Source organism: Trichocoleus sp. ST-U1 (assembly GCF_039961835.1).
GTDB lineage: Bacteria > Cyanobacteriota > Cyanobacteriia > Cyanobacteriales > FACHB-T130 > FACHB-T130.
On the sequence record NZ_JAMPJZ010000065.1, the window covers coordinates 21,038 to 31,513 of the forward strand.

The 10,476-nt window shown below is 48.2% G+C and carries 12 protein-coding genes; 6 read left to right on the forward strand and 6 right to left on the reverse strand.

Annotated features, from left to right (window positions below):
• Window positions 1–7: 7 nt before the first annotated feature.
• Together NDA06_RS19840 and folE are read left to right on the forward strand one after the other, a co-directional pair.
• A complete protein-coding gene (locus NDA06_RS19840; RefSeq protein ID WP_190528750.1) occupies window positions 8–733 on the forward strand; it encodes an SDR family oxidoreductase in 726 nt (241 codons plus the stop codon).
• A gap of 114 nt (window positions 734–847) precedes the next feature.
• On the forward strand, window positions 848–1,552 hold the full coding sequence (folE, locus tag NDA06_RS19845; RefSeq protein ID WP_190412364.1) for a GTP cyclohydrolase I FolE: 705 nt from the start codon (window positions 848–850) through the stop codon (window positions 1,550–1,552).
• Between the two features lie 228 nt (window positions 1,553–1,780).
• On the opposite strand, the gene NDA06_RS19850 is transcribed toward folE, so the two are convergent.
• Both NDA06_RS19850 and NDA06_RS19855 read right to left on the reverse strand, forming a co-directional pair.
• A complete protein-coding gene (locus NDA06_RS19850; RefSeq protein WP_190528752.1) occupies window positions 1,781–2,275 on the reverse strand; it encodes a peptidoglycan-binding protein in 495 nt (164 codons plus the stop codon).
• Window positions 2,276–2,438: 163 nt separating this feature from the next.
• On the reverse strand, window positions 2,439–3,080 hold the full coding sequence (locus tag NDA06_RS19855) for a phosphoribosylanthranilate isomerase (protein WP_190412366.1): 642 nt from the start codon (window positions 3,078–3,080) through the stop codon (window positions 2,439–2,441).
• 128 nt (window positions 3,081–3,208) lie between these two features.
• Here NDA06_RS19855 and psaK (NDA06_RS19860) point away from each other — a divergent pair, with 128 nt between their 5' ends.
• The 4 genes from psaK (NDA06_RS19860) (at window position 3,209) to NDA06_RS19875 (ending at window position 5,788) form a co-directional block, all read left to right on the forward strand.
• Window positions 3,209–3,487 carry a photosystem I reaction center subunit PsaK gene (gene psaK, locus NDA06_RS19860; protein WP_190412367.1) on the forward strand — a complete coding sequence of 93 codons (279 nt, stop codon included), beginning with the start codon at window positions 3,209–3,211 and terminating at the stop codon, window positions 3,485–3,487.
• Window positions 3,488–3,610: 123 nt separating this feature from the next.
• Window positions 3,611–3,889 (forward strand): photosystem I reaction center subunit PsaK, encoded by a 279-nt coding sequence (psaK, locus tag NDA06_RS19865; RefSeq protein WP_190412368.1) that lies wholly within the window; start codon window positions 3,611–3,613, stop codon window positions 3,887–3,889.
• 182 nt (window positions 3,890–4,071) lie between these two features.
• On the forward strand, window positions 4,072–5,271 hold the full coding sequence (locus tag NDA06_RS19870; protein WP_190986582.1) for a site-2 protease family protein: 1,200 nt from the start codon (window positions 4,072–4,074) through the stop codon (window positions 5,269–5,271).
• 25 nt (window positions 5,272–5,296) lie between these two features.
• Complete coding sequence (locus NDA06_RS19875; RefSeq protein WP_190986583.1) at window positions 5,297–5,788, forward strand: DinB family protein; 492 nt, start codon at window positions 5,297–5,299, stop codon at window positions 5,786–5,788.
• 11 nt (window positions 5,789–5,799) lie between these two features.
• On the opposite strand, the gene NDA06_RS19880 is transcribed toward NDA06_RS19875, so the two are convergent.
• From NDA06_RS19880 to glnA, 4 genes are all read right to left on the reverse strand, one after another.
• Window positions 5,800–6,600, reverse strand: a complete 801-nt coding sequence (locus tag NDA06_RS19880; protein ID WP_190986584.1) for a biotin/lipoate A/B protein ligase family protein — start codon at window positions 6,598–6,600, stop codon at window positions 5,800–5,802.
• A gap of 38 nt (window positions 6,601–6,638) precedes the next feature.
• Window positions 6,639–7,142 carry a YbjN domain-containing protein gene (locus NDA06_RS19885; protein WP_190430709.1) on the reverse strand — a complete coding sequence of 168 codons (504 nt, stop codon included), beginning with the start codon at window positions 7,140–7,142 and terminating at the stop codon, window positions 6,639–6,641.
• A gap of 240 nt (window positions 7,143–7,382) precedes the next feature.
• Complete coding sequence (locus NDA06_RS19890; protein WP_190986587.1) at window positions 7,383–8,495, reverse strand: methyltransferase domain-containing protein; 1,113 nt, start codon at window positions 8,493–8,495, stop codon at window positions 7,383–7,385.
• A gap of 348 nt (window positions 8,496–8,843) precedes the next feature.
• Window positions 8,844–10,265: a type I glutamate--ammonia ligase gene (gene glnA, locus NDA06_RS19895; protein ID WP_190412373.1), complete on the reverse strand. Its 1,422-nt coding sequence runs from the start codon at window positions 10,263–10,265 to the stop codon at window positions 8,844–8,846.
• Window positions 10,266–10,476: the final 211 nt, after the last annotated feature.

Consider the following 10,476-nt stretch of genomic DNA (forward strand, 5'->3'; position numbering starts at 1 on the left):
AGAATTGATGACTTCTCCAATCGAACGGCGTGCCTTGATTACCGGGGCCAGTAGTGGGATTGGCAAGGCGACAGCTTTGGCATTTGCGAAAGCAGGATTCCATGTGGCTTTAGTCAGCCGCTCTGAGTCTAAATTAGAGGCTGTCGCTGAAGCTGCTCGGAAGACCGGGGTGACAGCGAAAGCGTATGCCCTGGATCTAGCCGATATTGAGCAGGTAAGAGAAAAGGTCGCCGCGATCGCTGACTCCTTTGGCTCGATTGATGTTCTGGTGAACAATGCCGGGATGGGCTACACCGGCGAGATTATGTCAACACCTTTATCCGAATGGCAACAAGTGATTGACCTAAATCTCACCAGCGCGTTTCAGTGTATCCAGGGAATTTTGCCCTCGATGCGCGATCGCGGCTCTGGGATAATTATTAATGTGGCATCTATTGCCGGTCAGCAACCTTTTCCTGGCTGGGGTGCCTACAACGTTAGCAAAGCGGCTCTGATTGCCTTATCGAAAACCCTGGCAGCAGAAGAACGAGCCAAAGGCATTCGCGTTGTGACGATCTCTCCAGGTGCTGTCAATACCCCAATTTGGGACACAGAAACGGTTCAAGTCGAACTGAACCGTTCAGCCATGTTAACACCAGAAATCGTTGCCCAATCGATTCTGCATATGGCTCTAGTGCCAGAACAGGCAGTGATTGAGGAATTAACCTTAATGCCGAACGCTGGCGTTTTATGAGTTGTAAGTTTTGAATGATGAATTAAACCTAAATTCATCACTCAACAGTCTCAAAAAATCCCTAACGAACTCATCACTCCGTTAACCACTCCAAACCTTAACAAAGACTGAATCATGACTACTGCTTCTTCCCACGGTTCTAATGGCTCTAACCCATCAGGCGATTTGAGCGCCAAAATTGCTCCGCCGCGACCTGACCGCAACACAATGAATGGTAGAGAACCCAATTTGCAGCCGCCTCCGGAAGAACTCAACGATGAGATGATGAGTGCTGTAAGGACGTTGCTACTGGGAGTGGGTGAAGACCCGGAACGGGAAGGCTTACTCAAAACGCCTAAGCGAGTAGCAGAAGCAATGCGCTTTCTTACCAGTGGCTATACTCAGTCGCTAGAAGACCTTGTCAACGGAGCTATCTTTGATGAGGGTCACAACGAGATGGTTCTTGTCCGGGATATCAATGTCTTTAGCCTCTGCGAACACCATATGCTGCCATTTATGGGTAAGGCGCACGTCGCCTATATCCCTAACCAAAAAGTGGTAGGTCTTAGCAAGCTTGCTCGGATTGTTGAGATGTATTCTCGCCGCTTGCAGGTACAGGAACGGCTGACGCGCCAGATTGCTGAAGCGGTGCAGACGATTCTTGAGCCGAAGGGAGTCGCTGTTGTCATGGAAGCTACCCATATGTGTATGGTAATGCGAGGCGTCCAGAAGCCCGGTTCTTGGACTGTTACCAGTGCGATGGTCGGCGTATTTCAGGACGAGCAAAAAACTCGTGAAGAGTTCCTTAATTTAATTCGTCACCAACCCGCTTTCTTTTAAGCGTTGTTGGCAGTAACAGCAGGGAGATTTCGCTCCTAATCAAGAGAAAAACTCCTAATTTCTTAAAGTAGGGACACGGCAAGGCCGTGTCCCTATAACGGTTAATGGATCGGGTTTTTATACCATTTGGTTCATAAAGCGCTACATTAACAATTCCGCCACCCCCCGATAAATTGGGAGGCTAAGAAGTCTAGATGTTGCAAACAAGAGAACAAAATGGCTTTACAATCAGCATCCCCCCATTTGCTGGCGCACTTGAGAAAGAGCATACCAAGTCTTTTCACCAACAATTCCATCTACTAATAAACCGTTGCGTTTTTGGAAGAATCTAACAGCAGCATCGGTGCGCGGCCCAAATACGCCGTTAATTTCATCATTAAAGTCACCAGCTACAAATAGTACCTGTTGAAGTGTAATTACCGCTTCACCTTTAGCTCCGCGCTTCAGCATAGGCATATTAACCGGAGCGCCTGTATAAAGTGCTTGCCAAGTCAGCGGCCCGACAATACCATCTTCTTTGAGGAAAACCCAATTCTGAAAAACAATGACGGCATATTCTACTTCTTGATTAAAAATTCCGTGAATAGCTCCGAAATAAGCGCACCTTTCCGTTAATATTTGTTGTAATTCTCTAACTGCCGATCCAGAGCTACCTAACCCTAGAACGAGTTTATTAAACTGAGCTTGATTGGTGAAGGTTTGATTGGATTCGTTAGCAAGCATGATGTGGATTCCTTTGGATTTGTTGGTGTTCTACATCTCCAAAGTACTTTTAAGAAAGTGCTTGTCACTTCGCACAGTCGGGTAAACTAACTGGATTGGTTTGCTCTCGTTCTACCTGTTCGCCCATTAGCAGGAGGCGATCGTGCCAAAAGGGCGAAGCTGCCTACAACTTGAACCGTGTTCCCCGCAGTTTCTCAAATAAATCCGCAACTCGATTTAAATCTTTATCTCCCGGCGATCGCTCGACACCACTCGATAAATCAATCCCGCTAGGATGCAATTGAGCGATCGCGTCCAAAATATTGTCTGGTGTCAAGCCACCGGCAAGCAACCAGGGACAGCTAGGATTGAACTGTTGGAGGTTCTTCCAGTCCAACGTTTTGCCAGTACCTCCCAACATTTGGGGATGATAGGCGTCCAGCAACAAGGTATTCGCACACTCTGCATAGATATCCGCCTGAGTTAAATCCTCTAGAGTTTTCACTCTCAGCGCTTTGATGATTTCCACGCTGGGCAGCAATTGGCGCAACTGACGGCAAAATTCTGGTGTTTCTCCGCCATGTAACTGCACGCCTGTCAAGTTAGCGACGGCGACACATTGATAGATTTCTTCCAGCGTTGTGTTGGCAAAGACACCAATCCGCTCAACGTCAGGGGGTAAGCGTTCCATCACGGAGCGGATTTGAACTGCACTGACGTAGCGCGGGGAGGAGGACACGCAAATAAATCCTAGGGCGGTTGCTCCCAGTTGCGCGATCGCTTGCCCCTGATCTGGTTTAGTAATCCCGCAAATCTTGACTCGCATTAAATTTTTTCGATTTGTATCAAAAATTAATATAACTGTTAACTGTTAAAACAAATTCCGACTTTTTACTAAGAGGTTTCTATAATACTTTGGGTTTTGATATTTGTGTCCAAGCAGGAGACAAGAACTTGATTCACTTGACAATACTCGCCGCTGTACAATCTACCGTTCCCGCGACCCCATCGTGGACTCCAATGGTCGGATTGGTGATGATTCTGTGCAACCTGTTGGCGATCGCCATCGGTCGCTTCGCTATCCAGAAGCCAGGAGTAGGGCCAGACCTGCCCCTGGCTAAACCCGCTTTGTTACGCAATTTTACAGTGCCTGAACTCCTAGCGACAATGAGCTTCGGTCACATTATTGGAACAGGCGTCATCCTTGGATTAACCAACGCAGGCGCCCTTTAAAAGGCCATTGTTTCTGCTTTGGGTGACTTAAAAATTTAGCTCATCCATCAGGAAGAATCAACAGTTCCCTCCGCGTTTTATAATCCCTTCGTTGCTGATTTTATCAAAGCAGGAGAAAAGAAATTGATTGACTTAAGTTTACTTGCAGCATTGCAGCAGACAGTTCCTTCAACACCAACAATCGGCCCTGGTGTATTCATTGTCATGACTGCTTTCAACATTCTGGGTCTTTTTCTGGCCCGCAACGCTGTCCAAAAGCCGGGAGTTGGCCCTAAACTGCCTTTCCCACTGCCCGGTTTTGGTAAGAACTTTAGCGCCGCTCAATTTATTGCGGGTTTGAGTTTTGGACACATCCTGGGAACAGGTGCCATCTTAGGACTGACCAATACGGGTCTCCTTTAGAAGCCCTCGCTCGATAATAACTGTCTTTTCAGTGAAGTTAGTAGGGTGGACACTGCTCACCAATTACCCCAAAGGTCGGCAAGGCTCACTCTCCTACTTCACGCTTCATTTTCCATCATTCATGCTTCTACAAGAGCCGTCGTATATCCTGGTAAGTGCAAGGATTTAGATGGGAAAGTTTGATGCAGGCAGCTTGGCGAGTTGGCTCTCTATTCGGAATTCCGCTATTTATAGATTATTCGTGGTTTTTTATTTTAGCTTTGATCGCCTTTGCGAATGCCCTGGATTTCTCACCCGTCTTGGGTCCAGTCCTCGGCGGGGGTGCGGGATTATTAATGGCTTTATTGCTGTTTGGTTCGGTTTTACTGCACGAATTGGGTCACAGTTTAGTCGCGCGATCGCAAGGAATCGAAGTGAATTCGATTACTTTATTTCTATTTGGCGGGATAGCAGCAATTGACCGGGAATCCAAAACCCCAGAAGCAGCCTTTCAAGTGGCGATCGCTGGCCCTGCGGTTAGCTTAGTGCTGTACTCGCTATTTTACCTAGTGGCTCATGGACTGCCAATCTCCGGTATCGTGCAGGTCATGGCATTAGACTTGGCAAAGATTAACCTAGTCTTGGCATTATTCAACCTGATTCCTGGTCTCCCCTTAGATGGCGGACAAGTTGTGAAAGCAGCCGTGTGGAAGTTTACCGGAGACCGCTTTCAGGGCGTCCGTTGGGCAGCCAAAAGCGGTTTAATTTTAGGTTGGGGCGCGATCGCTGTCGGAGTGGCGATTATTGCTTTCAAGGATCAGTGGTTCAGTGGCTTCTGGATTTCCTTACTCGGCTGGTTTGGGATTCGCAACGCCCGTTCCTACGACCAGATGACCACCCTCCAAGAATCCTTGCTTCAGCTCGTGGCGAAAGACGCCATGACCCAAGAATTTCGGGTGGTGGATGCGAACAAGACCTTGCGCCAGTTTGCCGATGAGTACATTTTGGAAGCTTCCCACTTTCCGGTTTACTTTGCGGCGAGTGAAGGTCGCTATCGCGGTTTAGTCTCTGTTGAAGATTTGCATTTCGTAGAGCGCGGTCTGTGGGAAACGCAAAATCTGCATAGTATTGTGCATCCCCTGACGGAAATTGCCACTGTTGAAGAGAAAATGCCTTTGGTAGAAGTGATTAACTGCATGGAAGCCAAGCAGTTAAATTGGATTACTGTCCTCTCACCGGCTGGGACAGTCGCCGGTATTATCGACCGGGGCGATGTTGTCCGCGCTGTTGCATCGAAGCTGAATTTACTGATTACGGAAGTAGAAATCAAGCGGGTTAAGGCAGAGGGCACCTATCCGCCGAGTTTGCAGTTACAAGCGATCGCAAAATCAACCACTGATTAATTGACACTAGAAAACGAGTCTGAATATGCTCATACAGCACTTCCAGATGCTCGCACGCTACAACACGCTGGCAAATCGCAGACTTTATGAAGTTTGCACTCGTTTGGATGATGTAGAACGTAAGCGCATCAGACCCGCCTTCTTCAAAAGTATTCACGGGACGCTGAATCACATCATGGTAGGCGATCGCATTTGGTTATCGCGGTTTGAGGGCAAAGAAGTCCCCTCAACCGGACTTGACGCAATTCTCTATAAGGATTTCGACAAGCTTACCAAAGCGCGTGTATTAGAAGATGAGCGCATCGAAGCCTTCTCAGATAGTTTAAACGACGAATTCTTGAGCGGTACGATCAAGTACCGCAATAACCAAGGAAATATTTATATCGATCCAGTTGATTTGTTGATCGCACACTTTTTTAATCACCAGACCCACCACCGAGGACAAGTTCACGATCTGTTAACGCAGACTGAAATTGCTCCGCCAGTTCTAGATATGCACCGAGTTATCCGACCTTAGAGTCACTCGCGTTAGCATCGTCCATCTTGATTCTGTAAGGCTGGATTCTCCGAGACTTTATTCGGTGAGGGAATCGCTAATTCTGGCTGCGCCAAAATTTCCTGCCACTCACTGCCAGAAAAGGGCTGCACCACCATCTCGACACCAAAACAATCCCTAGCTGCTACCGTCAGGGCTTCTACAACTGTTAGAATTAGCGCCTCTCCCTGTTGGTTAATCGGTAGTTTGACCGGCTCCGCAGCCTCGCCAAACACCTGTTCAAATAGCGTGGCGTCTGGTGACAAACGGATCGAGCCGTGCTGCAAAATGGTATTGCCTCGCCTCATCTGGGCACTACCAATTAATTTAGAATTATCCGCTAAAACTAAATCAGCCCCCGTCGCGGTACCAAAACAATTGGGGTTGTGAATGTAACCCCGTCCTGTCGAACCGTAGTGCAATTCTAGACCGAGCGATCGCCATCCCTGAATCAAAAACTCACAAATTTCCTGGTACGCTTGGATGCGACTGCCAGCGAGTCCTGACGTTACCACCATGTAGGTCAAATCGCCCTGGTGCAGCACCCCTCGTCCGCCAGTCGGACGCCGCACCAAATCCACTACACCCGCCGCAGCCAGCTGCTGCCAAGATGCAGGTAAGCGGTGTTGATGATATCCCAACGAAATTGCCGGTGGAGACCAGGTATAAAACCGCAAGGCTGGAGGATGCAAACCCAGATGGTGCTGCTCCAGTAACCATCGGTCGATTGCCATCTGGACGCGACCTGACGCTTCCAGCAGCGGAATCAAACGCCAGTAGCGGTTATTGGTCATTTGTCATTTGCCTAAAATCAATGACCAATGACCAATAACTAACTACCAAATTCAGCTTGTAAAGCTTCGTCGTTATTATCTGCAATCGTCGCGACAACGGTGACAGCGCGGGAAATTTCTCCAGGAGAAAGCTCGGCGACAGTGCGAGATGTCAGCACTGCCACTTGGTTCTCCACAATGCCAAAACGCGATTCAAACGTGTCCGACCAATTCATTTCCAGGAGTTTCCGCATCAACAGCGGTTCGTTCGTGGCAGGTAGCTTGAGAACATAAGACCAAACGGTGAAAGTATCCTCCTCGGTAATCCCCGTGAGTTGCACAAACACCTCAACGCTACCGTACTTAAATTTCCAAAGATAGCTGCTGTCTTCGCCACGGCTTACCATTGCCGTATCGTCCTGATCCAAGCTGGAGATAACGGTTTGAATCACATCAACATAGTTGACTACCGTTGCATCCTCAATCAGCTCATTGGTAACGAGATCCTCTGTTGACAGTCCTTGGGTGGAAACACTTTCCACAGCAGGCTGGTTGGTGGTCATAATACCTTCTGCTTATCGTTTTGCGGTTTGCCTAGACCAACTCTATCGCCTAGAGGCACATTTGGAGGACACCTCTAAAGATTAGTTTTTTATTTTTAAGTGTTAAGTTGTTTAATCATCACCTATACAGCGATCGCCTTCAGCCGCTTCTTCTGATTCTCGTTACTAGGACAGCTCTATCCATCCTAGTAACGAGCCTTAGCCTCGATGCCCTCTGTTGCTACTTCTCGACACCGTGTTTCAAACCATGAGCTTGCGATCGCTTTGTTCTCCATCTAAAGCCGTTGTCTTTTCAGAAACCGGCTTATGAGCAATCAAATACTTGCTCATAAAGTGAACTTCACTCGAAATATTCTCGAAGCCTGCTTTCTCCAACCGTTTCACCAAATCATCCGTTATGTAGTGTTTGTAGTATGGCTCGTGGAATGTTTCTGGGAAGTTTTCCATCAGTGGCACCAAGTCTGGAGCATCGCTGACCTGAATCGAGTCGCAGATAATAAAGACTCCACCCGGTTTCGTGACTCGGTAGCACTGTTCGATCACCTGCTGACGCACCGCTGCTGGAAGCTCATGGAAGAGAAACACGCAAGTAACCGCATGGAAATGCTCATCCACGTAAGGGATTTTCTCAGCATTCGCTTGTAGGAGTTGGGGCAATTCTCCAGGATTTTCCGATAACAGCTGATTCGCCTTCCGCAAGTAAGCGGGTGACAAATCGATTCCAAACAGAGATGCTTCCGGCAAAGCGCCGCGGATTAATTTCAAAGTGCGCCCCGTTCCACTTGCCACATCCAGAATGCGAACTTGTCTGGGTGGAATAGAATCAAAAGCTTTCAGCCCTTGTTTCAATGGCGCGAGAATCCGCCGCCGCATCGCATCTGCCGTGCCACCAAAAAGAATTTCTACTTGCAAATCATAGAGATTCGCGGACCAGTCACTTAAGTAACCATCAGTTTGGTGGTGGAAGTTTTGCAGGTAGTAGCTTGGATAACCATCCGTGGAAATGTTTGGAGAAAAGTCTTGATGCCGCTTTTGGTTCGCCCGCTGATGCACTTGCAGCGTATCCAGCCAAACCATCGGATAATAGCGGAAAAAATCGCTCCATGAGTTATCAAACAGTAAGCTAGCGGGATATACACCTCGCTCAACATCCTGCCAATCGGCTTCGATAATCCGATCGTGCCTTTGTTTCAGTTTTTGTATAACCTCTGGCGGAATCGGCTTGGTTTTCACCTCCGGTGGAGGTGAAATTAAATTCAGCAACTGAGAATTTAATATTTTATGAGCTAAACCAAAGTAATTTTTGCCTTGCTGAAAAGTCTGATAGGTCAGCTTGGTTAAAGTCTCAGTAATAGTAGTTGCTGGGTCAAGGTTTGAGGTTGACTGCATAGAGGCTAACGATGGGTGCTGAAAACTGAGTACGACTATGAAAATGCTGCGCGGTTATATGTCTTTTTGTTAAGACATATTTCTTATGTTAACTCAGTTTCGACAACTGCCATCTGTCTCCAGTGGGACAAGAAAAAGCGCCACCCATAAGGGTGGCGGGCTAGGGATGAGTTGTTTTCCAGGAAGGGGATACCCCACCCCACAGCTTAGAACGCTTTAAGAAAGGCAAGCTCTAGATTTGGCAGGAATGCTTAGCAAAAACGTCAAGCTTTGTTCCTACACAATTTGCCTTCCCATGAGCGAGAAAAGAAATTAGCAATCATAGTAGAGAGCGAACTCGTAGGGATGGGGGCGCAGCCGCATCGGGTTGACTTCGTTATCGAGCTTGTATGAAATCCAAGTCTGGATGAAGTCTGGGGTGAACACGCCCGTCTCGGTCAAGAAAGCGTGATCGTTTTCCAACGCCTCCAGGGCACCTTCGAGCGATCCTGGGGTGGAAGGAACATTCGCCAGTTCCTCTGGGGTTAGGTCGTAAATATCCTTATCCAGGGATTCACCGGGGTCAATTTGGTTTTTGATACCATCTAGACCCGCACAGAGCATGGCAGCAAACGCCAAGTAGGGGTTAGAAGTCGCATCCGGACAACGGAACTCTAAGCGCTTCGCTTTAGGATTGGTACCAGATAGCGGAATCCGAATCGAGGCAGAACGGTTTCCTTGGGAGTAAGCCAAGTTCACGGGTGCTTCAAAACCGGGCACCAAGCGCTTGTAAGAATTGGTTGTGGGATTGGTCAAAGCCAACAGCGCCGGTGCGTGCTTGAGGATGCCACCGATGTAGTGCAACGCCATTTGGCTTAAGCCAGCATACTTATCGCCTGCGAATAGCGGCTGCCCATCCTTCCAAATCGACTGGTGGGTATGCATCCCAGAACCGTTGTCGTTAAACAGTGGCTTCGGCATGAAGGTGACTGTTTTGCCATATTTCTTGGCAACGTTCTTGATGACGTACTTGTAAGTCATCAGATAGTCAGCAGCTTGCACCAAAGTTGCGAAGCGGAAACCCAGTTCGCACTGTCCGCCGGTAGCAACTTCGTGGTGGTGCTTTTCAATCGGCACCCCGCACTTCGCCATCGTCAGCAGCATTTCTGTCCGCATATCCTGGGAGGTATCCGTCGGCGCGACTGGGAAATAACCCTCTTTGTAGCGAGGTTTATAACCGAGGTTGCCACCCTCTTCTTTTTTCCCAGAATTCCAACGTCCCTCGACGGAGTCTACGTGGTAATAGCCTTCATGCTGGTTTTGGTCAAAGCGGACATCATCAAAGATGAAGAACTCAGCTTCCGGGCCAATGAAGGCTGTATCGCCAATGCCGGTGGAAATTAGGTAGTCTACTGCCTTCTGAGCAATGGTGCGGGGGTCGCGGCTGTAAGGTTGGCCCGTCCGGGGTTCGATAATGCTACAGACGACGCTTAAAGTCGGCTCTGCCATAAATGGGTCGATCCAGGCAGTTGTCGGATCTAGCACCATTGCCATGTCTGATTCGTTGATGGCTTTCCAACCCCGGATACTAGAGCCATCGAAGGGTACGCCCTCGGTAAAGCTACTTTCGTCAATTTGGTCGTGATACATCGACAAATGCTGCCAGATACCCGGCATATCGATGAACTTGAGGTCAATGATCTGGATGTTTTTTTCTTTGACGTAAGTCAAAAATTCTTGCGGGGTCTGGAACATTACGACGGACTCCTTATTTTCTAAGCTGGCTCAGTCTGGAAAGCAGAAAAAACAGTAAGAGCGATCATCAGGGTTGGTGAATCGTCAAGTCAAGAGGGGGAGAACCTGGATTGAAAGCAAGCATTTTCAGGTGAGACTTCCCGATCCAGAAGTACAACTTTCCTGGCTGAAAATCTTTTGTCTCCTCTTTTGCCCATCTCAAGAACTCTCC

Bases quoted from the DNA above. Each gene is read 5' to 3' on its own strand.
- NDA06_RS19840 (WP_190528750.1), top strand. From the start codon at position 8: ATGACTTCTCCAATCGAACGGCGTGCCTTGATTACCGGGGCCAGTAGT.
- folE (WP_190412364.1), top strand. From the start codon at position 848: ATGACTACTGCTTCTTCCCACGGTTCTAATGGCTCTAACCCATCAGGC.
- NDA06_RS19850 (WP_190528752.1), bottom strand. From the start codon at position 2,275: ATGCTTGCTAACGAATCCAATCAAACCTTCACCAATCAAGCTCAGTTT.
- NDA06_RS19855 (WP_190412366.1), bottom strand. From the start codon at position 3,080: ATGCGAGTCAAGATTTGCGGGATTACTAAACCAGATCAGGGGCAAGCG.
- NDA06_RS19870 (WP_190986582.1), top strand. From the start codon at position 4,072: ATGCAGGCAGCTTGGCGAGTTGGCTCTCTATTCGGAATTCCGCTATTT.
- NDA06_RS19875 (WP_190986583.1), top strand. From the start codon at position 5,297: ATGCTCATACAGCACTTCCAGATGCTCGCACGCTACAACACGCTGGCA.
- NDA06_RS19880 (WP_190986584.1), bottom strand. From the start codon at position 6,600: ATGACCAATAACCGCTACTGGCGTTTGATTCCGCTGCTGGAAGCGTCA.
- NDA06_RS19885 (WP_190430709.1), bottom strand. From the start codon at position 7,142: ATGACCACCAACCAGCCTGCTGTGGAAAGTGTTTCCACCCAAGGACTG.
- glnA (WP_190412373.1), bottom strand. From the start codon at position 10,265: ATGTTCCAGACCCCGCAAGAATTTTTGACTTACGTCAAAGAAAAAAAC.